Here is a 25,927-nt window from a genome sequence, read left to right as displayed (position 1 = left end):
CTGATGCCACAACCTCTCCAGGAGATCCAGACGCAGAACAGGGCCGAACAGACGACGACCGAGTGGCGCCGGAGATACGCGATCCGCGCAGGCTGAGGTCGCTGCCTTCGGGCAGGATCTGCTGGCTGAGTTCGTCCTCGCCCGGGCCTCTGCCGGAGTCCTCGATGACACCATCCGCGGCGACGTCGGCCCCGCTCGGATAACCGCCCCTTGCGGCTGGTGACGCGATTCTTACCGGCACCCGAAGTGCTGCGGGGAGGGCCCCGGAAACCTCGTGACGGCTCTCCCGTGCCCGCCCCCACATCAGCGCGCTGCGAGCAGTGCCCGGATCCGGGCGCCGCTCCGGGCGACCCTCGAATCCCACCCGAACGCAGCTCGGGCGCCTCTCTTGGGGAGGGGTGGAGGGGCCGGATGCAGTGCTCGGTCCCGTATGGCTGTCATGTGTAGATGTAGGCGCCGGGGAGGGTGACGGTGCCTGCAGCGGTGGTGATGGTGACGTCGGCGGGGCCGGGGGCGGGGCTGGTGGGTACGACGGCGGACAGGATGACGTTGGATCCGATGCTGAATTGGGCGATGGTGCCTTTGATGGTGACCATGGTGGTGGTGGACAGGTTCTGGCCGGTGATGGTGATGACGTTCCCGCCGAAGACTGGGCCGGTGGTGGGTTTGAGGGCGATGGGGTTCGGGGGTTCGACGTACTGGTAGGAGAGCGCTCCGGTGGTGATGCCACCGGCGGTGGTGACGGTCAGGGGGACGGATCCGGGGGCCAGGCCGGGTGGGACGGGGATCTCGAGTTGGCTGTCGGAGACCACGATGGGGATGGCCGGCAGTGGGCCGAACAGCACCTGGGAGGCCGTGGCGAGTTGGTCGCCTCTGATGGTGATCACGTTCCTGCCGGCTGTCGGGCCGGCAGTGGGGGCCAGGGAGTGGGCGTCGCCCCGGGGGTAGTAGACGAATGGCTTCGAGTTGCTGGTGCCGTTGGGGGTGGTGACGGTGACCGGGGCGACGCCGACGCCGGGCGGGGTGACGACGACGATCTGGTTGGCCGTGTCGGCCATGATGGCGGCGGGTGTGGTGCCGAATCTGACCGCGGTGGCTCCGGCAAGGCCGGTGCCGGTGAGTGTCAGGATGGTGCCGCCGGCCTGGGGGCCGAGGGTGGGCGACATCGCGTTGAGGGTCTGGATGACGCTGATCGTGTTGGAGCCCCTGTTGGCCACGTAGACCGACAGGCCGTTGGGGGTGATGGCGACCCCGGTGGGCTGGCTCCCGACCGGGACGGTCTCGATGACGGTGTTGGTGCTGGTGTCGATGACGCTGACGCTGTTGGACCCGTTGTTGGCCACATGGACCTGGCGGCCGTCGGGGGTGACGGCTAGCCCCCATGGGGTGTTGCCGACCGGTACGGTGGCGATGATGGCGCGGGTGGCGATGTCGATGATGCTGACGGTGTTCGCGGTGCTGTTGGCGATGTAGAGGCGGGTGTTGTTGGGGGAGATGGCCGCTCCGAGCGGTGCGGACAGGTCGGTGATGGTGGCCACTACGGCCTGGGTGACGGTGCTGATCACGCTGACGGTGTTGTCGCCCTTGTTGGACACGTACACCTCCAGCCCCGTGGGGGCCACCGCGACGCCTGTCGGCTGGTGCCCGACGGGGATGGTCACGATGACGCTGTCGGTGAGCGTGTTGACCACGCTGAGGGTGTCCGAGCCCTGGTTGGCGACGTAGAGGCGCAGTCCGCTGGGGTCGACTTTGATCCCGGAGGGGGTGTTGCCGACGGGGACCGTGCCGACGACGGTGTAGAGGTCGCGTTGGACGACGGTGACGGCGTTGGTGGCGATGTCGGCCACGTAGAGATGGGCGTTGTCCGGGGCGACCGCCACTTCGGCGGGGCCGGGCAGCGGTGCCAGCGCGGTGGCGACCGTGAAGGTTCCGCCGTCCACGACACTGACCGACCCCGAGCCGTTGTTGGCCACGTAGGCGTTCAGCCCTACCGGGCTCACCGCCAGGCCCAGCGGGCTGGCGCCCACCGGGAGGGTCAGCACCACCGTGGGAAGGGGCAGAGCCAGCGAGGGCGGACCGAGACTCGGCCGTGCGAGGGGGGAGACTTTCGATGTACTGCTCATCATGCACCTGCCACATGAGGGCCTCGAGGGGCCATTGGGATGCCGCCCTCCAGCGGAAGGTGGCGAACGCAGGAACGGGGGCGGGGCTGCCGCGCGCAGGCGCGCGACGGACGCTTCGAACATGAGCCGGTCAAGGTTGTCGCCCGCGGTGATGAGGAGTTGGGCAGCGGTTTCGGTGCCGATGCAGGGCGGTACCACACCAGCTCGGGAACCGCTTGGGCGACGAGCGGTTTCAGCTCGGTGTCGGCATCGATGACCTCCTCGGCGAGGGCCTGGTAGCCGGTGGGCGATCCGGACCGCGCAGGCTGGGTCGCTGATGGTCGTGCCGAGTCGGGAGCGGACCGGATGCCTGATGTCGTCGGCAGTGGCCGGCTCGCGTAGCCGCTCGCGGGCCTCGCTCGGTGCTGTGACGATCAGGGGGCGGATCTGGTTGATGGTTTGAACGCGGGACTTGATGGTCGAGCGGCGAACCACCACACAGGGCGCGGACAGTCTCCGCGCCGTCCGGCGGCACCGCCCGGAAGACCGATGCAGCCCAAGGACGGCCGGAGCGTCGGATGCCAAGCGGTGTCGTGTGCATCCTCACTGTCAGGTGTAGGTGAAGGGGATGTGGTTGCTGGTGCCGCTGGGGGTGGTGACGGTGATGGGTACGGTTCCCTTTCCGGGTGGGGCGACGGCGAGGATGACGTTGTCGGAGAGGACTTCGAAGCTGGTTGCGGGGGTCTGTCCGAAGCGGACGGTGGTGGCGCGGTTGACCTTGCAACCGAAGATGACGATGGTGCGGCCGGGGCGGGCGCTCTTGGGTGCGGCGGATACCAGGGCGGGCGGCAGGGAGGTGCTGTACATGTAGGTGACCGGGTTGCTGGTGCCGCTGTCGGTGGTGACGGTCACCGGGACGCTCCCCGCCCCGGGCGGTGTGGTGGCCGCGATGATGGTGTCCGAGGCCACCGTGAAGCCGGCCGCGGGGGCGTCGCCGAAGGAGACTGCGATGGCGCCGGTGAACCCGGAACCGACAGCGATGATGTCGCTGCCCCCGGCCGGATCCCCCGCCTGCGGAGCAATCGCCGTGACAACTGGCACGGTCGCGTAGGTGAAGGGGATGTGGTTGCTGGTGCCGCTGGGGGTGGTGACGGTGATGGGTACGGTTCCCTTTCCGGGTGGGGCGACGGCGAGGATGACGTTGTCGGAGAGGACTTCGAAGCTGGTTGCGGGGGTCTGTCCGAAGCGGACGGTGGTGGCGCGGTTGACCTTGCAACCGAAGATGACGATGGTGCGGCCGGGGCGGGCGCTCTTGGGTGCGGCGGATACCAGGGCGGGCGGCAGGGAGGTGCTGTACATGTAGGTGACCGGGTTGCTGGTGCCGCTGTCGGTGGTGACGGTCACCGGGACGCTCCCCGCCCCGGGCGGTGTGGTGGCCGCGATGATGGTGTCCGAGGCCACCGTGAAGCCGGCCGCGGGGGCGTCGCCGAAGGAGACTGCGATGGCGCCGGTGAACCCGGAACCGACAGCGATGATGTCGCTGCCCCCGGCCGGATCCCCCGCCTGCGGAGCAATCGCCGCAATAACCGGCGCTGCTGTCGGCGAACCGATGTAGGTGTAGACGACGCTGTCACTGGCGCCAGTGCCCGCCGTGACGGTCACCGGAACACTTCCGGTCCCCGCCGGTGCCACAACCGTGACCGCATTATCGGAGTCCACGGTGAAGCTTGTCGCCGCAACATCACCGAAGCTGACAGCAGTGACGTCAGCCAGCCCGCAGCCGCTGATCGTAACGGTGTTGCCGCCTGAATCCGGTCCCGAATCCGGGACGACTTCAGCAATAAATACTGACATTCCATTACCCTCTTTTCTCGCGGCGGGTGAATTCCGCGCACGCGCCGGATGTCCTGCACGGAGAGGCCCAGTCACCTCATCGACAGGAAAATAAGACTGCCGGGGCGGACGGAAAGAACAGTTGGAGTAGGCGACATCTGGCCTCAACTGATTGAACCGAACCCGCGAAGCCGGAGGAAGGAGTGCGTATACCCCCGCCCAAGCACAAGTAGCAAGTAGGACAATCACATGACAAGCCGGACGAATCACCACGCGCCGGGGTGCGCCACCGGTCCACCCGCTCCACGCCCGCCTGCGCATCCGATGGTGGGAGAAGCCACGTCAGTCGTGCGCCAGGGACAGGCCGACACCCCGGACGTAACACCGGTTTCACTGAAGCGGGTTCGCAGCACTTCGGGTGCCGGTAGGAATCGCGTCACCAGGCGCAAGGGGCGGTTATCCGAGCAGTGGTGGGTTGGACAGGCCGATCAGTTCTGCGGCCTGGTCCCCGGTGAGGCGGTTGCACGTGAGCAGGGCCGCCGCGAGTGTGCAGACCTTCCCCCAACTCCCAGTCAGCAGCAGGTCAGCAGTGCCTTGATGGCACCAGTAGTCGCGCAGGCGGGGACCGGTTCCGTACTCGATCTCCTGCCAGTACCGGGCAAGCAGGTTGCGGGCCTGGACCTGGTCGTCAAGACCGCCGATCTCCCACGGCGAAGGACCGCGTATCGGTCATCTCTACGCCCGTCTCACCCAGCCAGGCGGTCTCGGCCCGCACGCCGCCCGCCAGCACGACCAGCGCCCGCTCCAGAGCCGCGAGCCGAAGCTGCTGGCCAAGATTCTCGTTGGCCCCGGCGAAGCCCTGCGGATGTCCGCAGCCCGACGCACCGGGTACGGTGCTCACGCGGACCGCAGGAACGTGGACGCCCTGGATGAGGGCGAGGACGGTGTGCCCTGCCTCGTGAAAGGCAGTGGCCTCGCGGGCGTTGATGTCCCCGGGCAGATCGATGCCGCCGGCCGTGCAGCAGCATTCCGACGGTTCTGCGTACCGGGTGCAGCCTGAAAGACAAGGCGTTCGGCGGGAATGTACAGTCCCTGTCCGCCCCCGACGGCACGCCGCTGTGGGTGTCCGACGCCGAGCCGGGCTCCACACCGGACATCACCGCAGCCCGGCTGCACGCGCTCCCGGCCTTGTACGCAGCGGCCTGCCCACCCTGGCCGACAAGGGCTACATCGGCGCGGGCATCGGCATCCTCGTACCCCACCGATGTCCCAAGGGCCAGTCCGAACAAGCACTCCACGCCGACAACCGCACATTCAACGCACTGGTACAACACCTCCGCGCCCTGGGCGAGCGCGCCGCCGCCGTTCCGATGCCGCTCCAGCGGCATCGAGGCTGCGTAGCCGCTCGTCACGGGCGCGCATTAAAGTGCGATGCGAAGTATGTGCGCGTCTATCCCACGTCAGAGCAACAGGCTCAGGGTCCACGCCGCGCACTGGAAGGGAACGAAGCCGTGCATGGCGAGTACAAGGTGCCCGGCGGCAAGCTTGTCGTCGTAGATCTGGACGTCGAGGAAGGCGTACTACGCAACGTGCGCGTCGCCGGGGACTTCTTCCTGGAGCCCGACGAGGCAATCCTCTCGATCAACAGGGCCCTGGAGGGTGCCCCGTCCTCGACGGACGCCGCAGGCCTGGCGGCCCGGATCACGGCGGGGCTGCCGGAGTCGACCGTCATGCTCGGGCTGACCGCGGAGGGCGTCGGCATCGCTGTTCGGCGAGCGCTGGCCCATGCGACCGAGTGGAGCGACTACGACTGGCAGTTGGTGCACACGGAAGCGCAGGCCCCGGCCCTGCACATGGCACTGGACGAAGTCCTCACCGCCGAGGTGGCCGCCGGGCGGCGGGCTCCCACGCTGCGGGTCTGGGAATGGGCCTCGCCTGCTGTGGTCATCGGCAGCTTCCAGTCGTTGCGCAATGAGGTGGACCCCGAGGGGGCGGCAAAGCACGGAATGACCGTGGTACGCCGCATTTCTGGTGGTGGGGCCATGTTCGTAGAGCCCATGAGTACCATCACGTACTCCCTGTCCGTGCCGGAGTCGCTGGTCTCCGGCCTCTCCTTCGCCGACAGCTACGCCTACCTCGACGACTGGGTGCTGGGCGCCCTCGGCGACATGGGTATCAAGGCCTGGTACCAGCCCCTCAACGACATCGCCACCGACGCCGGCAAGATCGCCGGTGCCGCCCAGAAGCGGATCGTCGGCTCTGATGGTGGCCCTGGAGCGGTCTTGCATCACGTGACGATGTCGTATGACATCGACGCCGACAAGATGCTGGAGGTGCTGCGGATCGGCAAGGAGAAGATGTCCGACAAGGGCACCAAGAGCGCCAAGAAGCGCGTCGACCCGCTCCGCCGCCAGACCGGCCTCGCCCGGGAACAGGTGATCGAGAACATGATCGCCTCCTTCCGCAACCGCTACGGGCTGACCACCGGCGAAGTCACAGCGGAAGAGATGGCCCAGGCGGAGGAGCTGGTGCGGACGAAGTTCGCCACCGAGGAGTGGATCGCCCGGGTGCCGTAAGCACCCCGCCGGATGCCGTGTGACATCCGGCGGGAGCAAGCACTTGTCCGTGATCACGCAGGCTCGTAGTGTCTTGGCCGTCCGACCTTCGTGGAGCCCGGCAACACCATCACGTACTCACTCTCGGTCCCGGACGCCCTGGTCTCCGGCCTGTCGTTCGCCGACAGCTACGCCTATCTCGACGACTGGGCGCTCGGTGCGCTCGGCGAGACGGGCATCAGGGCCTGGTACCAGCCGCTCAACGACATCGCCACGGACGCCGGGAAGATCGCGGGCGCGGCCCAGAAGCGTGGGGTCGGCGGGGAGGGGGCCTGCTGCACCACGTGACCATGTCGTACGACATCGACCCCGACAAGATGCTGGAGGTCCTGCGGATCGGCAAGGAGAAGCTCTCCGACAAGGGCACCAGGAGCGCCAAGAGGCGCGTCGACCCGCTGCGCCGTCAGACGGGGCCGGCGCGCGAGGCCGTCATCGAGCGGATGATCGACTCCTTCCGTACCCGGCACGGCCTCACCCGGGGCAGGGTGACGGACGAGGAGATGGCGCGGGCCGACGAGCTCGTACGGACGAAGTTCGGCACGGAGGAATGGACCGCTCGGGTGCCGTGAGAGGAGTCGTGGAAGGGGAGTCGTGGGAGGGGGGCGGCCCAGCCCGAAGGCTCAGGTTCCCGTCGCCGGGAGTTCCTGCTCGGTCCAGATGATCTTGCCTTCGGCCGTGTAGCGCGTGCCCCAGCGGCGGGTGAGCTGGGCGACGAGGAAGAGGCCGCGGCCGCCCTCGTCCGTGGTGCGGGCGTGCCTGAGCCTCGGCGAGGTACTGCTGGTGTCGGAGACCTCGCAGATCAGGACGGACTGACGCAGCAGCCGGAGCCGGATCGGCCCGGTGGCGTAGCGCACCGCGTTGGTGACCAGCTCGCTGACGATCAGCTCGGTCGTCATCTCCAGTTCCTCCAGGCCCCAGGTCCGCAGCAGCTGGGCGGTCCGGGCCCGGACCCCGGCGACGGCGGCCGGGTCGTCGGGGACTTCCCACGAGGCGACGTGGTCGGCGCTCAGCTCGTGGGTACGGGCGAGCAACAGGGCGACGTCATCGGGCTGGGGCACCGGAACCAGCTGCTCCACGACCGACGCGCACAGGGCGTCGAGCGGTAGTCCGCGCTGGGCCAGGGCGCCGCCGAGCCGGGACATGCCGAGATCGGGGTCCCGGTCCCTGCCCTCGATGAGTCCGTCGGTGTAGAGGCCGATCAGGCTCCCTTCCGGCAGGGTGATCTCCGCCGTCTCGAACGGCATTCCGCCCAGGCCCAGCGGCGGTCCCGCGGGCAGTTCGGGAAAGCTGACGCGCCCCTCCGGGGCGACGACGACGGGCGGCGGGTGGCCCGCGCGCGCCATGGTGCAGTGCTGGGTGACCGGGTCGTACACGGCGTACAGGCAGGTGGCGCCGAGCACGGGTGTGCCGCCGCGCTCCTCCCCCTCGGGTTCCTCGTCGCTCAGGCGGAGCACGAGGTCGTCGAGGTGGGCGAGGAGCTCGTCGGGCGGCAGGTCCATGTCGGCGAGGGTGTGGACCGCGGTGCGGAGCCGGCCCATGGTGGCCGCGGCGCCGATGCCGTGGCCGACGACGTCGCCGACGACCAGGGCGACCCGGGCGCCGGACAGCGGGATCACGTCGAACCAGTCGCCCCCCACACCGTCCTTGGCATCCGCCGGGAGGTAGGAGGAGGCCACGTCCAGGGCCATTCCGCCGGGCAGTGAGTGCGGGAGCAGACTGCGCTGCAGGGTCAGCGCCGCGATGTGCTCGTGGGTGTAGCGGCGGGCGTTGTCCACGCACACGGCCGCCCGTGCCACCATCTCGCGGGCCAGAAGTACGTCGTCCGGTTCGAAGGGGGCAGGATTCACCGACCGGACGAAGGTGGTCAGGCCGAGCACCGTGTCCCGGGCCCGCATCGGTACGGAGATGAGGGAATGGAGTCCGTATTCGCGGATGCGCGCCGCCCTGTCGGGCTGTTCGGCCGACCACGCGTGGTTGTCGGCGTCGAGGACCGGGATGAGGACGGGTTCGCCGTCGATCAGGAACCGCAGGTCGTGGGGCGGGGGCACGAAGTCCACCGGTTCCCCGACCCGGCTGACCGCCTCCGGGCAGCCCTCGTGCACCGAACTCATCCCTGCGCGGCGCATCCTCGGCCGGGAGGAGCCGGCGAGGGCACCGGAACGGGCGAGCTCCGGCCCGGACAGCCCCGTGCCCGGGGGCCACGGGCCGGGCTCATCGGGCTTGGCGACCGTCTCCAGCAGGTCGACGATGACGAAGTCGGCGAACCGCGGCACCGCGAAGTCGGCCAGCTCCTGAGCCGTACGCATCACGTCCAGGGTGGAGCCGATACTGGCTCCGGCGTCGTTGACCAGGGCCAGGCGCTGCTGGGCATTCCACCGGTCGGTGACGTCCATCACCATGTAGCAGAGGCCGGTGACACTGCCGTCGCTGTCGGTCAGCGGGAGGTACGACGTGGAGTAGGCGCGCTTGCGGCGCGGATCGGCCCAGGTCCAGCCCAGGTACTCGTAGTCGATGACGGGGACCCCGGTGTCCAGCACACCGCGCATCAGCGTCTCGATGGCCTCGGCCTCCAGCCCCGGGAGCACTTCGCTCAGCCGGCGGCCCATGCGGTCCTCGCGCGGAATGCCGCCGAGGCGTTCCAGGGTGTCGTTCATCCAGGTGTAGCGAAGGGCCGGGCTCAACACCGCGATGCCGATCGGCGAGCCGGTCAGGAAGGCGTCCAGCACGGACTGCCCGACCGTCCACTCCGGCCGCCGTTCGCGTCCGGAGACCAGAAAACACTCCCGGCCGTCCAGATGAAAGGAGGCCGAGACCCGGAGGTCCAGCTCGACCTGGCCGCCGTCGCGCCGCCGCACGTCGGCGACGCCCCGCCACCCCACGCCCGCGCGGCAGCGCTCGGCGATCCCGGCCACCCGGACCGGGTCCTCGGGCATGGCGAGCAGGAAACCGGCGGACCGCCCGACCACCTCCGCGGCCCGGTACCCCAGCAGGTCCTGCGCGCTGTGCGTCCAGCCCACGACCGTTCCGGTGCCGGCGACCACCGCGGTCGCGTCGGTCGCCGTGTCGTAGGAGTGCCGGGAAGTGCTGGGCGGCGAAGGCTCGGCGCCGGGCGCCGACTGCGGACCTGCACACGCCATACTGGCCACCACCCATCCACTCCTTGTCCATGATCCCGCCTCCCGCGCTCAGGTGCGAGCGACCGCGGGCGGGCACGGGGTGGTCAGTCCCCGGCCCCACCCGGCGCCGACCCGATGCGCGAGGCCGGGGGCCGGTGCTCGTGCCAGCGCCGGTCGGCCTCCAGTTGGGCGGCGAGCGAGATCAGCCGCTCCTCGCTGCGGGACGGGCCGAGCAGTTGCGCCCCGACGGGCAGCCCGTCGGCGGTGAACCCGGCCGGTACGTTGATGCCGGGCCAGCCCAGCACGTTCCAGGGCCAGGCGTACGGGCATGCCTCGGTCATCGCCAGATCGGTGCGCCAGGCGCTCAGCCCGTCGAACCGGCCGATCGGGGGCGGCGGCAGAGCGGTCGTCGGGGTCAGCAGTACGTCATACCCGGCGCGGCCCCGGGACGGACGGAAGAAAGCGCCGATCCTGCGGTGCTGACGCACCTCCCGCTCCCTGGCCGCTCGTACCACCCGGCCGCCGAGCCGGGTGCCGGTGCGCAGCGCGCTGCGGGTGCGCGGGTCGAGGAGGGCGGGGTCGGGGTGGCGGGCCGCGAGTTCGGCGATCCCGGCGGTGGCACGGGGGACGAAACCGAGGCCGATCAGCCCGTACTGGGGTCTCGCCTCCTCGACGTCGTGGCCCAGTCGGGCGAGGGTCTCGGCCAGGGCGAGGACGGCCCGCCGCACATCGGGGTGGGGTGCGGAGCCGGTGAGGGTGAGCGGGGGGCGCCAGGCGAGGGCGATGCGCAGTCGGCCGGGGTCGCGGCGGGCGGCGGTCGCGGCGGCGACGGGGGGCGGCCGGTGCGGGTCGTCGGGATGGGATCCGGCGACCGCGTCGAGCAGCAGTGCGGCGTCGGCGACGGTCCTGGCGAGCGGCCCGTTGACGGTCAGGCCCTGGAAGGCGTCGATGTGCGGGTGGCCGGAGATCCGGCCGCGCTGGGGCTTGATGCCGACGAGATGGGTCCAGGCCGCCGGGATACGGACGGACCCGGCGCCGTCCGAGCCGAGCGCGGCGGGTACGAGACCGGCCGCGACGGCCGCCGCGGAGCCGCCGGACGAGCCGCCGGGGGTGTGGCCGGTGTGCCACGGGTTGCGGGTGGCGCCGAAGGCGGGGCCCTCGGTGAACGGCCACTGGCCGAGCTCGCAGGAGTTGGTCTTCCCGACGATCACGGCCCCGGCCGCCCGCAGCCGGCGTACGGCCTCGCTGTCCGCGGTCGCGGCGGGCAGATCGCCGTCGCAGCCGAAGTAGGTCGGCATCCCGAGGACATCCGTGTCGTCCTTGACGGCCACCGGCACGCCGAGCAGGGGCAGCCGCTCCCCCGCCGCGAGCCGTCGGTCGGCCTCGGCGGCCTCGGCGAGCGCGGCCTCGGCACGCAGATGCCTGAAGGCGTTGAGGGTGCCCTGGCTCGCTTCGATACGGCGCAGCGCGGCGGACACCTGCCCGACCGAGGTGGTGCGGCCCTCGGCCAGCTCCCGTGCGCTGTCGGCCAGCCCCGTCGGGCCGGCCGGTCCGGTGGTTTCCACGGCTTCCGTTGAGGACATGGGCTGACCGCCTTCCTCGTATCGGCAGAGGCGCGCAACGCGTCTGTGGGCCCGAAGCATCTGTGTGCCTGAAGCATCTGTATGCCCGAACGAACTTACCGGAGGGTAACGAGTAGCGAGCGGTCCGCTCAACCGTTCGGTGGAATGTGGCCGGGCATCGCTCCGGAGAGTGTCCGTGCCGCTTGCTACGTTCCCCGGTGGAAACGGGTGGCGAAAGCACTGTTGGAGGGGTACGTGGAAGCGGAGTTCGAGGGCGAATTCGAGACTCACCTGACGGTGCGGTTCGATCCCCGGGCCGACGGGGCGGAGGAGGGCGAGCGGCTGGCGCGCTGGGCGGAGCGGCACGGCCTGAAGCTCACCCGCATCGTCCTGGACCGCGGTGCCGTGCCCGACCAGCCCATGCTGACCGAGCAGGGGCGGGGTTCGCTCTCCCGGCAGCGGGCCGCCGCGTGGCTCCGGGCGGACGCGCTGCGCGCAGCGGGGTTCCCCGTCGTGCGCGTGAAGATCGAGGCCGCGCCGTGGAACGAGGACATACCCCGGACGGCCGACGAGGCCGCCGCGCTGTCCCCCGACTGCCACTTCGAGCACCACGTCAAGCTGCTGCTCTCCGGCGAACCCGACCTCGCCGCCGCGCGGGCCGCGGCCGAGCGGCACAGCGCGCACCTGTCGCACAACGCCCGCCGCACCGACGGGCAGGGGCGCCACGAGCGGTTCGTCACGCAGCGCTGCCGCGCGATCGGCCGGTCCGGGGCGCGGGCCCGGCTCGACGCGCTCCTGCGCGCGCTGGACGGCGCGGGGCTCGACGTCCTGGAGATCGAGGAGGAGTTCGTGGTGCACGACGACCATCCGGCGGTGGACGCGGGCTGGATCGACGAGCGGGCCGGGGCGGCGCTGTGAGCACGGGCGACCGCCCCGTTCCCGGGGAGCCGACCTTCGACGACCCGGCGCTCGCTCCGCGCTGGCGGGCCGCCCGGCGCGCTGTCCAGGACCATCTGCTGCGCGTGATCGCCGGGTCGCCGTGGGGCGACCAGCTGGTCCTGCGCGGCAGCCTCCCGCTCCAGGCGTGGGTGGGCGCGGCGGCACGGGAGCCGGGCGATCTGGACTGGGTCGTGTTCGGGCCGTCGGCGGAGGAGTTCGTGGACCGCCTCGACCCCCTACCCGTACGTCGACGGGATCGAGACGGTCCAGCACTGGCCGGAAGCCGCGCACGGCGCGGCCGCTCCCGAGCTGTGGACGGACGAGGAGAGCCACGAGACCGCCGGCGCCCGGCCCGTGCTCGCCCCCGAGGGGCTGCGCTGGGTCGAGATCGAGGGCCCCGACGACATCGATCCGCCCTCCTCCCCCACCGAGGAGGTCGTCGCCGCCCTGGCGGCCGGGCCGCTGCCGCCCGAGGGGATACGCATCGAGCCGAGCCGGGTGACGTCGGACGGGGTGTGGATGTACCGGGAGTACGAGACGCCCGGCGTGCGGGTCGTCGTGCCCTGGCAGGCCGACGGCCTGCCGCCGGGCGAGCTGCGGATGGACTTCGCCCAGGACGAGCGGCTGCCCCGGGCCCCGGTGTGGACGGCCTGTCCGCGTGGTGACGGCGGGCCGCCGACGCCGGTCCGCACCGCGGACCCGGGGCTCTCGCTCGCCTGGAAGCTGCTGTGGCTCGCCGAGGACCAGGAGGCGGAGGGCCGGTCGGCGGCCAAGGACCTGTACGACGCGGTGCTGCTCGCGGAGTACCGCAGGACGCGGCTCTCGCCCCGCCTGCTGCACACCGTGCTCGGCCCGCACGCGGAGGGCTTCACGCCCCGGACGGTGCTGGACTGGCCGGTGGACTGGGCCCGGTTCCACGCCGCGCACCCGTGGGTGGACAGCGGTCGGGACCGGCTGCGGGAGCGGCTGGCCGCCGCGCTGCCACGGCTGCTGGAGCGGAGCGCCCCGCAGCCATGACGGCCGGACCGGATCCGGCCACCGGGGCACGGCGGCCGGTCCGGCGGAGGTGCGGACGCGGCCTACGGCTGGACGGTGATCTCGCCGATGCCGGTGCCGAGGCTCGCACAGTGCGCGGTGGACTGACCGGACTGACCGGGGGCGAGTGTGACGTGCTCACCGTCCACGTCCGGGGACCAGCCGCAGACCAGGTGCACCCAGAAGGTCTGCGTCGTGCTGCCGTCGTTGCGGCACAGCGCGTAGCCCGTGTAGTCGTCGATCTCGTGCTTTCCGGTGTCGCAGGACAGACCGGGCGGCGTCGCCGCGGCTGTCACGGCGGTGGCGACGGTCGCGGGAACGGCGAGCGCGGCGGCCGTCCCCGCCACGACGGCGCCCCGGAGCACGGCCCTGGACACACTCCCCATCGACAGCTTCATGTCTCCCTGTTCCTCCTCGCTGGTGATGAACTCGGTGCGCCGACAACCGTCCCCCACCGCCCATAACACAAAACGAGGCAAAACATCACACTGTGTATGCGCCGTGGTGGTGTTCTCCGCCGCGCGACCGGACCGCCCCCGGCGTACGCTCGGAGCAATCGGATGCACCTGAACAGGCCCGAGGGGTTCCGCACCCCGCGGGTTCTACGAGGGAGGCGACGTGACCGGTCGACACAGCGGCACACGCCCTGCCGTCTGGGCGGCGGTCGTCGTGCTGGGACTCACCGGCGGCAGCGCCCTGGGCGGCGGTGCGGCACGGGCGGACGACGGCATCGACAAGCTTTCCGCGCAGCAGATCGCGGACCGTTCGCGCGACGCCCTCCTGAGCGCCCGTTCCCTGCACCTCAGCATGCGCGGCGACCTCGGCGACAACGCCCCGCCGATGACTCTGGAGCTCACCCTGGACCGGGACGGGAATTGCAACGGGTCGGTCGATCTCGGTCACAGCCAGGGTTCGGTCCGGATCGTGAAGCGTGGCGACGAGGTATGGGTCAAGCCTGACGCGAACTTCTGGAAGAACCAGGTTCCGGGCGGTGGTTCGGCCTTCGCCGCGATCCTCAACGGGCGTTACATGAAGGGTTCGGCCACCGACCCGCGACTGCGCAGCCTGGCGAACGGCTGCGATCTGGACACTTTCCAGAAGCTCGTCGGCGACAACGCCGACAACGACCGGGGGACGCTGAACAAGGGCAGGAAGACCACGCTCGACGGGGCTCCGGTGGTGCCGCTGACCAGGATGCGGGACGGCCGGACGCTGACGATGTACGTGGCGGCCACGGGCAAGCCGTATCCCCTGAGGATCACGATTCGGGGCGGCGGGGCGGACGCGGTCGTGGGCTTCTCGGCCTTCGACAAGCCGGTGCCCACGACCACGCCGCCGCCGGATCAGACGTACGACATCAGTGCCCTGCTGGGCCGTACGTCCGCGCCGGTGTGACGCCGGACCGGCCGCTGAGCACCACGTACAGCAGCAGCGACGAGGCCAGCCCGACCGCCCAGCCGTAGTCCGCGAGCGGCTTGAGGAACGGGATGAGACCGCCGGCCGGGAAGGGGCCCGCCTCGGGGGCGGAGTGCGAGCCCCCGATCGCGAGGACGCCGCCGACGGCGAACGCGACGACAGCGCGCCAGTTCCAGCCGTTCGTGTACCAGTAACGGCCACCGGGGCGGTAGAGGTCCGCGAGGTCGAGCACGGTGCGGCGGACGATCCAGTAGTCGGCGATCAGGATGCCCGCGACCGTTCCCAGCAGCCCGCCGACCAGCCCGAGCCAGGTGAAGATGTACAGCTCGGGGGTCTCGGTGAGCTTCCACGGCATGATGAGGACGCCGACGACGCCCGTGATCAGGGCGCCCGTACGGAAGTTGATGAACCGGGGCGCGAGGTTCGCCAGGTCGTACGCGGGTGACACGACGTTCGCCGCGATGTTCACGGAGACCGTGGCGACCAGCACCGTCACCAGGGCGTAGAGCAGCCCGAAGACGTTGTCGGTCCTGGCGACGAGCTGGACCGGGTCCCAGATCGCCTCGCCGTACACGGCCTGCGAGCCGGAGGTGACCAGGACGGAGAGGAGCGCGAAGAGCGTCATCGTGGTCGGCAGGCCGAGCACCTGGCCCCGGATCTGGGCGCGTTGGCCGGCCCCGAAGCGGGTGAAGTCGGGGATGTTCAGCGAGAGCGTGGCCCAGAAAGCGATCATGCCCATCAGCGAGGGGAAGAAGACCGGCCAGAACTCCTTGCCCCAGCCGAGCTTCGAGGGCTGGTCGAGCAGCGGGCCGAAGCCGCCCGCCTTGACGGCGACCCAGACCAGCAGCACGACGGCGCCGACGATGACGAACGGTGCCGCCCAGTTCTCGAACCGCCGCAGGGCGTCCATCCCCCGGTAGATGATGGCGAGTTCGAGCGCCCAGAAGAGGACGAAGCAGAGCCAGAGCGTCCACGGCTGCCCGCCGATCTCGGACGCCTTCGCCCAGCCGCCGAAGATCTTCCCCAGCAGGGTGAAGATACCGACGCCACCGATCCAGGTCTGGATGCCGAACCAGGCGCAGGCCACCGCGGCCCGGATCAGTGCGGGCAGGTTGGCGCCGCGCAGCCCGAAGGAGGCGCGGGCCAGCACCGGGAAGGGGATGCCGTACTTGGGTCCGGCGTGCCCGGTGAGCAGCATGGGTCCGAGCACGATCAGGTTGGCCAGCGCGATGGTGAAGACGGCCTGTTTCCAGTCCATGCCGAGGGCCACGAGACCGGAGGCGAGCAGCCAGGACGGGATGTTGTGGGCCATGCCCACCCAGAGCGCGGCGAAGTTGTACGTCGTCCAGCGGCGCCGTTCCAACGGGACGGGCAACAGGTCCTCGTTCACGAACCGGTTGTCGGTGGGAACGGCGCCGGGGGCGAGTTCGATGCGCCCCGAGGGGCCGGATATCGGGTCCTGCGATGGAATCGGTGGGACGGTCGAGGTCATGGCGGCTGGACCCTTCGCTCGGGAACGGTGCCGTGCGGGGCGGGGCGCGGGGGGCGGCGGTGCGGGGACGGGGGTGCGGACAACCGTGGGGCGCGGCAGAGGGCGGGAAGGGTCAGTCGGACAGGGCGGGGATGATCTGCGCGCCGTAGGCGTCGATCGTCGCCTCCCGCGCGTCGTGCATGTTGTATACGGCGAACTGGTCGACGCCCAGATCGCGCAGGACCCGCAGCTTCTCGATGTGCGCCTCGGCGGGGCCCAGCAGGCAGAACCGGTCGACGATCTCGTCCGGCACGAAGGTGGTGTCGGGGTTCCCGGCCCGGCCGTGGTGGCTGTAGTCGTAGCCGTGCCGGTCCTTGATGTAGGCGGTCAGGGCCTCGGGGACGAGCCCGGAGTGTGCGCCGTACCGGGAGACGAGGTCCGCGACGTGGTTGCCGACCATGCCGCCGAACCAGCGGCACTGCTGGCGGGCATGGTCGAGGTCGTCGCCCACATAGGCGGGGGCGGCGACGCAGATGGTCACGGAGTCCGGGTCGCGGCCCGCCTCTGCCGCCGCGTCCCGTACCGCCTTGATCATCCACTCGGTGAGGAACGGGTCGGCGAGCTGGAGGATGAAGCCGTCGGCCTTCTGTCCGGCGAGGGCGAGCGCCTTCGGGCCGTACGCGCCCATCCAGACGGGAAGTCTGCCGTCCTTCACCCAGGGGATCTGGAGCGGCTGCCCGTCGACGGTCGCCTCGCGTCCCTCGGCGAGGTCGCGGATGACGTCGATGGCCTCGCCGAGGCGGGCCAGCGTGTTGGGTCTGCGTCCGGCGACGCGCATCGCCGAGTCGCCCCGTCCGATGCCGCAGACGGTGCGGTTGCCGTACATGTCGTTGAGGGTGGCGAAGGTGGAGGCGGTCACCTCCCAGGTGCGGGTGCCCGGGTTGGTGACCATGGGGCCGACGACGAGGTGTTCGGTGTGTTCGAGGATCTGGCTGTAGATGACGAACGGTTCCTGCCAGAGCACCGTCGAGTCGAAGGTCCAGCCGTAGCGGAAGCCGTTGCGTTCGGCGCGGCGCATCAGACCGACGACGGTCGAGGCGGGCGGGTCGGTCTGGAGGACGAGTCCGAAGTCCATGACGGGTGCTCCTAGTCCAGGTACTGACAGGTGGCGCGCGGGGTGTAGCTGCCGTGTCCGGCCCGGCCGGTGAACTTCCTCGCGTCGATGACGACTTCACCGCGCGAGAGGACCGTTTCGACCTGGCCGGTGATCCGTTTTCCCTCGTACGCCGAGTAGTCGACGTTCATGTGATGGGTCTCGGCGGAGATGGTCTGTTCGGCGGTCGGGTCGTAGATGACGACGTCGGCGTCGGCGCCCGGGGCGATGGTGCCCTTCTTCGGGTAGAGGCCGAACATCCGGGCCGGGGAGGCGCAGGCGATCTCGATCCAGCGGCGGCGCGAGATGTGACCGTCCACGACCGCCTGATGAAGGAGGTCCATCCGGTTCTCCACGCCGGGCATCCCGTTGGGGATCTTGGAGAAGTCGCCGCGGCCCATCTCCTTCTGGCCGGAGAAGCAGAAGGGGCAGTGGTCGGTGGAGACGACCTGGAGTTCGTTGTTCCTGAGCCCCCGCCAGAGCGCTTCCTGGTGCTCCTTGGGCCGCAGCGGGGTGGAGCAGACGTACTTGGCGCCCTCGAAGTCCGGCTCGGCCAGATCGTCGGTGGAGAGGAAGAGGTACTGCGGGCAGGTCTCACCGAAGACCGGAAGTCCCTTGTGGCGGGCGGCGGCCACCTCGGCGACGGCCTCGTCCGCGGAGACGTGCACGACGTAGAGCGGGGAGCCGGCGACGCGGGCGAGCTGGATGGCGCGGTGGGTGGCCTCGGCCTCCAGTGCCACCTTGCGTACGTCGCCGTGGTAGCGCGGGTCGGTGCGGCCCTCGGCCAGGGCCTGTTCGACGAGTACGTCGATGGCGATGCCGTTCTCCGCGTGCATCATGATCAGGCCGCCGTTGTGGGAGGCCCGTTGCATGGCGCGCAGGATCTGGCCGTCGTCGCTGTAGAAGACGCCGGGATAGGCCATGAACAGTTTGAAGGAGGTGACACCCTCCGACACCAGCAGGTCCATCTCCTTGAGCGTGGACTCGTTCACGTCGGAGAGGATCATGTGGAAGGCGTAGTCGATGGCGCATTTGCCGTCGGCCTTCGCGTACCAGGCGTCGAGACCTTCGCGGACCGCGTGGCCCACGGACTGGATGGCGAAGTCGACGATCGTGGTGGTGCCGCCCCAGGCGGCCGCCCGGGTGCCGGTCTCGAAGGTGTCGGCGGCGTAGGTGCCGCCGAACGGCATCTCCATGTGCGTATGCGCGTCGACACCGCCCGGGATGACGTATTTGCCGGTGGCGTCGATCCTCCGGTCGGCGCTCCAGCTCTCGGCCGCGTCGGTGTCGTGCGCCGCGAGGGCCACGATGCGGCCGCCCTCGATGAGTACGTCGGCATGGATTTCGTCGGACGCGGTGATGACGAGACCACCGTGGATGACGGTGCGGCTCATGTACCCCTCCTCACTGTGGCGGAATGGGTCTACGCACGTAGACAAGGTGCGTGATGAAGAACGTAGAAGTGGGTTACCCACTGTGGCAATACCGCTGCCGCTAACCGCTGAAGACGTTTCTGTTTCATCCGCCCGGCACTCCACCGGCCCACAGCCGCGACGACGCCCACGACCGCCGCAAGATAACGGAATGATGACGGGTCTGGTCCAAATGTTGAGTACGGTTCATGCGCCCGTCCCTTACGCGGGGTGGTTCGATCACCACCGACGGCGAGCCTCGGACACATCACCGGATGCCCCCGATGTCCGGTGTCCACCGACCGATCCCGGAGGATCACGTGTCCCTGTCGCGCTCCGCGCGTACGGTGCTGGCCGCCGCCACCGTCGCCGCCGTCGCACTGCCGCTCGCCACCACCGCCGCCCACGCCCAGGGGTCCAAGGCCCCGGCCGCCGCCCCGTACGCCGGCCTGCCGTCGGGCACCAAGCAGGCGAAGACGCTGGTCATCGGCATCGACGGCGCCACCTTCGACTCCTTCTCGCGCGCCGATATTCCGCACATCGAGCAGCTGACGGCCAAGGGCCTGACCGCCCGGAGCAACCTCTACGCCGACCCGATGGCCCCGACCGTCTCCGGCGCCGGCTGGTCGTCCATCGCCACCGGCGTCTGGCCCGACAAGCACAACGTGAAGGACAACAACTTCACGGCCCCGAACTACGGCCAGTACCCGGACTACGCGACCCGTCTGGAGACCGCCGACCCGGCCACGTCCACCCTGGTCGTCGGCACCTGGAGCCCGATCCCGCAGATCGTCTTCGGCGCGAAGACCGATCTGCGGATCGCGGGCGGCAACGACGAGGGCACCACGGCCAAGGCCGCCGACTACCTCGCGCACGGCAACCCCGACTCCACCTTCGTCCACCTCGACGAGGTCGACGGCGCCGGCCACAGCACCGGCTCCGCGAGCGACGCCTACCACAAGGCCCTGAACACCGCCGACGCCCAGGTCGGCCGGCTGCTCGACGCCGTGACCTCGCGGCCGACGTACGCGAAGGAGGACTGGCTCGTCGCCGTCACCGCCGACCACGGCCACACCCCCACCGGCGGGCACGGCGGCAACACCCCGCTGGAGCGCGGCACGTTCGTGATCGCCCAGGGCAAGGGCATCCGGCCCGGTTCGGTGCGCGACGACGTCAAGATCACCGACATCGCGCCCACGGTCCTGCGCCACGAGGGCGTCGCCACCGACCCCGCCTGGAACCTCGACGGCACCTCGCTCGCCGAGCTGAAGCCGGACACCTTCGACGCGCTGCGCCCCTCGCTCCGCGCGCCCGTCGACGAGACCAAGCTCCCGGCCGACGCCAAGGGGTGGACGAACACCGCGCCCGAGGGCTGGTCCATCGACAACTCGAAGATGCCGGCCGGCGGCGTCACCGAGTGGCGCGGCTGGTCCTTCGCCACCGACGAGTTCTGGACCAATGCCGAGCGCGGCCAGGGCCGCGAGACGAACGTCCGCGCCCGCAATGTGTTCGCGGTCGCCGACTCCGACGAGTGGGACGACAAGGCGCACGGCGCCGGACAGTTCGACTCCACCCTGGTCGGCCCCGCATACCAGCTGAACGGCGCGGCGAGGGCGACCGTCTCGTACGCGACGAACTACCGGGTCGACGGTCCGCAGACCGGCGATGTGTACGTCTCGTACGACGGCGGCACCCCGCAGCTCGTGAAGTCCTACCGGGCCGACAGCAACACCGTCGAGCGTCTGGAGCTCGCCGTCCCGGCAGGCGCGCGGACGGCCCGGCTGAGCTTCCGCTACACCGGCACGAACAGCGCCTTCTGGACCATCGACCAGGTCGCCTTCGGCCAGCCCAACCCGCCCTCCCAGCTCGCCGTCGCCTCGCTGAAGGCCGACACGAAGCTCCTCGGCAGGCCCGGCTCCGACGCGGCCTGGAAGGTCACCGCGAACGGTGTGGTGAAGACCGCGCAGGGCAGACCGGTGAAGGGCGCGAAGGTCACGGCCGAGCTGACGGCCGGCGGCAAGGTACGGAAGCTGACCGGCACAACCGGAAAGGACGGCTCGGTCCGCTTCGGGGCTACGGTGCGCCGGGGCGTCGCCGAGGCCACGCTGAAGGTCACCGATGTGCGCTACCAGCACCTCGCGTACTACGGCGAGCTCGACCCGGTCCACAGCCTGGACCTCACCCGCCCCACCGGCCACCGGGGCTGACCGACCGGCCGGGCCCCGGAGCCATGGGCCGGGGCCCGGCCGCCGCTCGACCCAACGGCCTCAGCCCACCGAGCGGAGGGCCTCGGCCAGGATCTTCGCGCCCTCCTCCGCCTCCGGGATGGTCAGTGTGAGCGGTGGTGCGATCCGCAGCACGCTGGTGTTGTGGCCGCCGCCTTTGCCGATGAGCAGACCGCCCTCGCGGGCTGCTTCGAGTACTGCCGCGGCCGCCTCCGGGTTCGCCTCGTCGGTGCCGGGCTTCACCAGCTCGATGCCGATCATCAGGCCCCGGCCGCGCACTTCGCGTACGCACTCGAAACCCGCGCCGATCGCGCGCAGCCGCTCGATCAGCAGACCGCCGACGCGCCGGGCGTTGCCCTGCAGGTCGTGTTCGAGGAGGTAGGAGAGGTTGGCGAGACCGGCCGCCATGGTGACCGGGGAGCCGCCGAACGTCGAAATGGAGTTGGCGTCAAGGCAGTTCATGACGTCGGCGCGGGCCACGACACCGCCGATCGACATGCCGTTCCCGATGCCCTTGGCGAAGGTGAGGATGTCCGGCGGCCCGTTCTCGCCGTGTGCCTGCCAGCCCCAGAAGTGTTCGCCGGAGCGCCCCCAGCCGGTCTGCACCTCGTCGGAGATCCACAGGACGCCGTGCCGGTCCAGGACCCGGCGGAACGCAGCGTAGAGGCCGTCGGGCGGTGAGGTGAATCCGCCGACGCCCTGGATGGGTTCGGCGATCAGGGCGGCCGGTGCCCGGGTGTGCCCGAGCAGGTCCTCCAGATCGGCGACACATGCCTGGATGAACTCCGCGTCACCGAGGTGCGCGTACGGCCCCCGGGTACGGACGCCGCCGTGCACGTACAGCGTCTGCAACGGCGACAGGCTGGTCGGTGACCAGGCGTTGTTGCCGGTGATGGAGACCGCGGAGAACGATCTGCCGTGGTAGCTGTTGCGCATCGCGAGGATCTGGTTCGACCTGCGGTACGCGGTGGCGAGCAGCAGTGCCGTGTCGTTGGCCTCGGTACCGGAGGTGGTGAAGAAGACCCGGGCGTCCGGAATGCCGGAGAGCGTGGCGACGCGTTCGGCCAGCTCGATCATCGGCCGGTTGAGGTAGAGCGTGGAGGTGTGGATGATCCGGCCGGCCTGCTCGCCGACCGCCTTGGTCACCTCGGGCAGGGCGTGGGCGGTCATGGTGGTGAGGATGCCGCCGAAGAAGTCGAGATAACGCCTGCCGTCGGCGTCCCAGACGTGACGGCCCTCGCCGTGGGTGATCTCCAGTGGGCGCTTGTAGTAGAGCGCCAGCCAGTCTGGGCTGACGGCGAGATGGCGATCGTGCAGGCTGCTCACGGCTCCACCAGTCCTTCGTACGCGTCGGGGCGGCGGTCCCGGTAGAACGCCCACTGCTGCCTGACCTCGTCGATGAGGCCGAAGTCGAGGTCCCGGACGACGAGTTCCTCCTCCTTGTCGCTGGCAACCTCACCGACGAACTGGCCACGCGGGTCGACGAAGTAGCTGGTTCCGTAGAAGTCGTTGTCGCCGTACTCCTCCTGGCCGACGCGGTTGATCGCGGCGACGAAGTACTCGTTGGCGACGGCGGACGCGGGCTGTTCCAGCTGCCAGAGGTAGCTGGAGAGGCCGCGCGATGTGGCGGATGGGTTGTACACCAACTGGGCGCCGTTGAGTCCGAGTTGACGCCACCCCTCGGGGAAGTGCCGGTCGTAGCAGATATAAACGCCGACCTTGCCGACGGCGGTGTCGAAGACCGGCCAGCCGACGTTTCCGGGCTTGAAGTAGTACTTCTCCCAGAACCCCTTGACCTGCGGGATGTGGTGCTTGCGGTACTTGCCCAGATAGGAGCCGTCGGCGTCGATCACGGCGGCGGTGTTGTAGTAGAAGCCGGACTGCTCGACCTCGAAGACCGGCACGACGATCACCATGCCGGTCTCGCGGGCGAGTTCCTGCATCCTGCGGACGGTCGGCCCGTCCGGAACGGGCTCGGCCCAGCGGTAATGCTCGGGTTCCTGCACCTGGCAGAAGTAGGGGGCGTTGAACACCTCCTGGAAGCCGATGATCTTCGCGCCCTGACGGGCGGCCTCGCGCGCATGCTCCTCATGCTTGGCGATCATGGATTCGGTGTCGCCGGTCCAGGTCGCCTGGACGAGTGCGGCGCGAACGACTTGGGACATGAGCTGCTCCTTCGACGCGGCGTCAGAGAGCCTCAACGCGTTTCTACGCCCGTAGACACGTGCGTAGAGGAGAACGTAAGCCCCGTCACACAGCGGGGCAAGACCATCGCCGTGAACCGGCGGAGTCGATCATGTTTCGCACCCGTGCGGTCCACACGTCCATCGTCTCTCCACCCCGGAGAGGACGGCTCATGCCTCCCGGGCCATGGGCCCCGCGCGCCGGTTTGTATTCTCGGCAGGCGCCCCCGTCCGAGCGGCACCTGCGAGAGGAAACACCATGACCACCGAGCTGAGCCCCGACGCCCTGTCCGGGCTCCTCGACCGGGCCCGTCAGGACTACCAGGACCTGGCGGGACTCGGGCTCTCGCTCGACCTCACCCGGGGCAAGCCGGCCTCCGAGCAGCTCGACCTCTCCGAGGACCTGCTGAGCCTGCCGGGCGGACGGCACACCTCCGCCGACGGCACGGACGTACGCAACTACGGAGGGCTGCAGGGGCTGCCGGAGCTCCGGGAGATATTCGCCGGGGTGCTCCAGGTGCCGGCCGACCAGCTGCTCGCGGCCGGGAACTCCAGCCTTGAGCTGATGCACGACTGCCTGGTGCACGCCCTGCTGAGCGTGCTGCCGGGCGCCGAGTCGCGCTGGGTGGATCAGGAACGGCTCGCGTTCCTGTGTCCGGTACCCGGCTACGACCGGCACTTCGCGCTCTGCGAGCGCTTCGGGATCGACATGATCCCGGTGCCGATGACGGCCGAAGGCCCGGACATGGAGGTCGTGGAACGGCTCGTCGCCGAGGACCCGGCGATCAAGGGCATCTGGTGCGTGCCGAAGTACAGCAACCCGGACGGCGCCTGCTACAGCGACGCGACCGTGGCACGGCTCGCCTCGATGAGCACCGCCGCTCCCGACTTCCGGATCTTCTGGGACAACGCCTACGCCGCCCACCACCTCACCGACGAGCCCGTCGAGATCGCCGATCTGCTCGCCGCCTGCGCCGGGGCCGGCAACCCGGACCGGGCGTTCGTGTTCGGCTCCACCTCGAAGATCACCACGGCGGGCGCGGGCGTCGCGTTCTTCGGTTCGTCGCCCGCGAACCTCCAGTGGCTGCTCGGCAACAACGCCAATCGTTCGATCGGCCCGGACAAGGTGAACCAGCTGCGGCACGTCCTGTTCCTGCGCGACGCCGACGGGGTGCGGGGCCACATGGAGCGCCAGCGCGCCCTGCTCCAGCCCAAGTTCGAGGTGGTGGCCCGGATCCTGGACGCCGAGCTCGGCGGCACCGGGCTCGCGACCTGGACCTCGCCCAAGGGCGGGTACTTCGTCACCCTGGAGGTGCCGGACGGCTGCGCCGAGGAGGTCGTACGCCGTGCCGCCGAGGCGGGCATCGTGCTGACCCCGGCCGGTGCCACGCACCCGTACGGCGACGACCCGCGCGACGCGGTCATCCGGATCGCGCCCAGCTACCCGGGACTCGCGGAGCTGGAGCAGGCCATCGCGGGGCTCGCCGTCTGCGTCAGGCTGGTGGGGTACGAGCAGCAGGCACACTGACCACCCCGTCAACTCCCTCCCCACTTCTTCCCGTTCGAGTGATATGCGGCATTTCGGGAGGATCCCGGAACGGTCTGGGCAGTCTCCAGGCGATCGAATCCGGAAGGGGCAGTGGTGGGACAGTCACGCGAGTACGGGCGCGCCATCAGCGAGGGGCCGACACCGGCCGATGCTGCGGGCGCGCCCGCCCTTCCCTATCCGAGCGGCTGGTCCGCACTGGCGTTCTCCGAAGAGCTGCGGCCGGGCACCGTGCTCACCCGCCCGCTCGCGGGTCAGGACGTGGTGCTGTACCGGCTCGGCACGGGAGCGGTCCGCGCCATCCGTCCGTACTGCCCGCATCTGGGCGCCCATCTCGGTCTGGCGAAGGTCGACGGGGACGATCTCGTCTGCCCCTTCCACTTCTTCGCGTTCGGCCCGGACGGCACGTGTGTGCGTACGGGATATGACACGACGCCCCCGAGGTCGCCGTTGTCGCAGCTGCCGGTGCACGAGGTCAATGGCGCCGTGTTCGTCTGGCGGCACCACGACGGCCGGGCTCCGGACTGGTTCGTTCCCGACTGGCACGAGATCGGTCACCGGCCTGCGCGGTACGCGGCCTGGGAGTTGGCCGGCAATGTCCAGGAGGTCATCGAGAACTCGGTGGACCTCGGGCACTTCGCCACCCTGCACGGCTGGGACAGGGCCGAGATCGGCGGGCCCGTGGTCTATGACGACGCCGCGTTCCACGTGTCCATGCGGGCCCACGAGTCGGCGCCCCTCCTGGGCAGCTTCGTCGTCGACGTGGAGGTGGACGGCTATGGACTCGGCTGCCTGCACGCCGACGTGCACACGCCCCGGCTGGGGCTGCGGATGTGCACGATGGTGATGCCGACGGCCATCGCGCCCAACCGGATGCAGTTCCGGCAGCTCAACCGCATCGCCTTCGCCGAGCCGGCCCGGCTGCCGGCCCCGCTCGCCCATGCGGTGAGCCGGACCGCGGCCAGGCTGCTGGACCGCGCCGTCTTCCGGTCCAGTTGCGAGTTCACCGCCGCGGACTTCCCGATCTGGCATCACAAGCAGTATCAGCAGCCGCCCCGGCTCGCTCCCGGCGACGGCCCGATCGGCCCGTTCCGGCGCTGGGCCCGGCGGTTCTACCCCCCGCCGCCGGGAAAGGACCGGGTGACGCGGCCCGATCGCGTCGAGCAGGCCGACGGGGCCGAAGTGCCGTGAGAGCGGCCCCTGTCAAATACCCCGCCCGATCAAGTATTTGAGGCAATCCCGGACCGGATCGACGTACGCGGCCCGTCCTGGACCTGTGCCCGGCAGAGCGGTGTGCCTGAGTCATACTGGGCGCCGGA

18 protein-coding genes and 2 pseudogenes are annotated in these 25,927 nt (G+C 70.2%); 9 read left to right on the top strand and 11 right to left on the bottom strand.

Annotated features, from left to right (window positions below):
* Positions 1-437: 437 nt before the first annotated feature.
* From ACFVX4_RS19555 to ACFVX4_RS19545, 3 genes are all read right to left on the bottom strand, one after another.
* Entirely contained in the window at positions 438-2,045 is a 1,608-nt protein-coding gene (locus ACFVX4_RS19555; protein ID WP_389978644.1) for an IPT/TIG domain-containing protein, read from the bottom strand.
* Positions 2,046-2,711: 666 nt separating this feature from the next.
* Positions 2,712-3,956 (bottom strand): IPT/TIG domain-containing protein, encoded by a 1,245-nt coding sequence (locus tag ACFVX4_RS19550; protein ID WP_389978641.1) that lies wholly within the window; start codon positions 3,954-3,956, stop codon positions 2,712-2,714.
* Positions 3,957-4,623: 667 nt separating this feature from the next.
* Positions 4,624-4,836, bottom strand: coding sequence for a hypothetical protein (locus ACFVX4_RS19545; protein ID WP_389978638.1), 213 nt, complete (start codon positions 4,834-4,836; stop codon positions 4,624-4,626).
* A gap of 158 nt (positions 4,837-4,994) precedes the next feature.
* Here ACFVX4_RS19545 and ACFVX4_RS19540 point away from each other — a divergent pair.
* From ACFVX4_RS19540 to ACFVX4_RS19530, 3 genes and pseudogenes are all read left to right on the top strand, one after another.
* Positions 4,995-5,302, top strand: a pseudogene (locus ACFVX4_RS19540) (transposase family protein); the annotation flags it as partial.
* Between the two features lie 144 nt (positions 5,303-5,446).
* Positions 5,447-6,511 (top strand): biotin/lipoate A/B protein ligase family protein, encoded by a 1,065-nt coding sequence (locus ACFVX4_RS19535; protein ID WP_389978674.1) that lies wholly within the window; start codon positions 5,447-5,449, stop codon positions 6,509-6,511.
* Between the two features lie 75 nt (positions 6,512-6,586).
* Positions 6,587-7,119 (top strand): annotated as a pseudogene (locus tag ACFVX4_RS19530) (biotin/lipoate A/B protein ligase family protein); the annotation flags it as partial.
* Between the two features lie 51 nt (positions 7,120-7,170).
* Here the strand turns inward: ACFVX4_RS19530 and ACFVX4_RS19525 are convergent.
* Together ACFVX4_RS19525 and ACFVX4_RS19520 are read right to left on the bottom strand one after the other, a co-directional pair.
* Complete coding sequence (locus tag ACFVX4_RS19525; RefSeq protein ID WP_389978671.1) at positions 7,171-9,687, bottom strand: SpoIIE family protein phosphatase; 2,517 nt, start codon at positions 9,685-9,687, stop codon at positions 7,171-7,173.
* Between the two features lie 83 nt (positions 9,688-9,770).
* Positions 9,771-11,249, bottom strand: a complete 1,479-nt coding sequence (locus ACFVX4_RS19520; protein ID WP_389978635.1) for an amidase — start codon at positions 11,247-11,249, stop codon at positions 9,771-9,773.
* Positions 11,250-11,456: 207 nt separating this feature from the next.
* Here ACFVX4_RS19520 and ACFVX4_RS19515 point away from each other — a divergent pair, with 207 nt between their 5' ends.
* Both ACFVX4_RS19515 and ACFVX4_RS19510 read left to right on the top strand, forming a co-directional pair.
* Positions 11,457-12,146 (top strand): hypothetical protein, encoded by a 690-nt coding sequence (locus tag ACFVX4_RS19515; RefSeq protein WP_389978632.1) that lies wholly within the window; start codon positions 11,457-11,459, stop codon positions 12,144-12,146.
* Positions 12,147-12,521: 375 nt separating this feature from the next.
* A complete protein-coding gene (locus ACFVX4_RS19510) occupies positions 12,522-13,184 on the top strand; it encodes a nucleotidyl transferase AbiEii/AbiGii toxin family protein (RefSeq protein ID WP_389978629.1) in 663 nt (220 codons plus the stop codon).
* A 62-nt stretch (positions 13,185-13,246) separates the two neighbouring features.
* Here the strand turns inward: ACFVX4_RS19510 and ACFVX4_RS19505 are convergent, their stop codons facing one another.
* Positions 13,247-13,600: a hypothetical protein gene (locus tag ACFVX4_RS19505; protein ID WP_389978626.1), complete on the bottom strand. Its 354-nt coding sequence runs from the start codon at positions 13,598-13,600 to the stop codon at positions 13,247-13,249.
* A gap of 220 nt (positions 13,601-13,820) precedes the next feature.
* On the opposite strand from ACFVX4_RS19505, the gene ACFVX4_RS19500 reads away from it, so the two are divergent.
* Positions 13,821-14,597 carry a hypothetical protein gene (locus ACFVX4_RS19500; RefSeq protein ID WP_389978622.1) on the top strand — a complete coding sequence of 259 codons (777 nt, stop codon included), beginning with the start codon at positions 13,821-13,823 and terminating at the stop codon, positions 14,595-14,597.
* On the opposite strand, the gene ACFVX4_RS19495 is transcribed toward ACFVX4_RS19500, so the two are convergent.
* From ACFVX4_RS19495 to hydA, 3 genes are all read right to left on the bottom strand, one after another.
* Positions 14,560-16,110 (bottom strand): NCS1 family nucleobase:cation symporter-1, encoded by a 1,551-nt coding sequence (locus ACFVX4_RS19495; protein ID WP_389978619.1) that lies wholly within the window; start codon positions 16,108-16,110, stop codon positions 14,560-14,562. The genes ACFVX4_RS19500 and ACFVX4_RS19495 overlap by 38 nt on opposite strands.
* A 112-nt stretch (positions 16,111-16,222) precedes the next feature.
* On the bottom strand, positions 16,223-17,224 hold the full coding sequence (locus tag ACFVX4_RS19490; RefSeq protein WP_389978616.1) for a TIGR03842 family LLM class F420-dependent oxidoreductase: 1,002 nt from the start codon (positions 17,222-17,224) through the stop codon (positions 16,223-16,225).
* Positions 17,225-17,235: 11 nt separating this feature from the next.
* Positions 17,236-18,636, bottom strand: a complete 1,401-nt coding sequence (gene hydA, locus ACFVX4_RS19485) for a dihydropyrimidinase (RefSeq protein ID WP_389978613.1) — start codon at positions 18,634-18,636, stop codon at positions 17,236-17,238.
* Between the two features lie 338 nt (positions 18,637-18,974).
* Between hydA and ACFVX4_RS19480 the strand changes: the two genes are divergently transcribed.
* Complete coding sequence (locus tag ACFVX4_RS19480; RefSeq protein WP_389978611.1) at positions 18,975-20,861, top strand: alkaline phosphatase family protein; 1,887 nt, start codon at positions 18,975-18,977, stop codon at positions 20,859-20,861.
* Between the two features lie 60 nt (positions 20,862-20,921).
* Here the strand turns inward: ACFVX4_RS19480 and ACFVX4_RS19475 are convergent, their stop codons facing one another.
* Both ACFVX4_RS19475 and ACFVX4_RS19470 read right to left on the bottom strand, forming a co-directional pair.
* Entirely contained in the window at positions 20,922-22,205 is a 1,284-nt protein-coding gene (locus ACFVX4_RS19475; RefSeq protein WP_389978608.1) for an aspartate aminotransferase family protein, read from the bottom strand.
* Positions 22,202-23,044 carry a nitrilase-related carbon-nitrogen hydrolase gene (locus ACFVX4_RS19470; RefSeq protein ID WP_259930463.1) on the bottom strand — a complete coding sequence of 281 codons (843 nt, stop codon included), beginning with the start codon at positions 23,042-23,044 and terminating at the stop codon, positions 22,202-22,204. The genes ACFVX4_RS19475 and ACFVX4_RS19470 overlap by 4 nt, the downstream gene beginning before the upstream one ends.
* Before the next feature lie 277 nt (positions 23,045-23,321).
* Between ACFVX4_RS19470 and ACFVX4_RS19465 the strand changes: the two genes are divergently transcribed.
* Both ACFVX4_RS19465 and ACFVX4_RS19460 read left to right on the top strand, forming a co-directional pair.
* A complete protein-coding gene (locus ACFVX4_RS19465) occupies positions 23,322-24,590 on the top strand; it encodes an aminotransferase class I/II-fold pyridoxal phosphate-dependent enzyme (protein WP_389978604.1) in 1,269 nt (422 codons plus the stop codon).
* Between the two features lie 114 nt (positions 24,591-24,704).
* Positions 24,705-25,799, top strand: a complete 1,095-nt coding sequence (locus ACFVX4_RS19460; RefSeq protein ID WP_389978601.1) for a Rieske 2Fe-2S domain-containing protein — start codon at positions 24,705-24,707, stop codon at positions 25,797-25,799.
* The last annotated feature ends 128 nt before the right edge of the window (positions 25,800-25,927 follow it).

Source organism: Streptomyces sp. NPDC058240, assembly GCF_042882135.1.
GTDB lineage: Bacteria > Actinomycetota > Actinomycetes > Streptomycetales > Streptomycetaceae > Streptomyces.
Note: the sequence above shows the minus strand (reverse complement) of the source record. Positions and strands in the feature narration are given on the sequence as shown.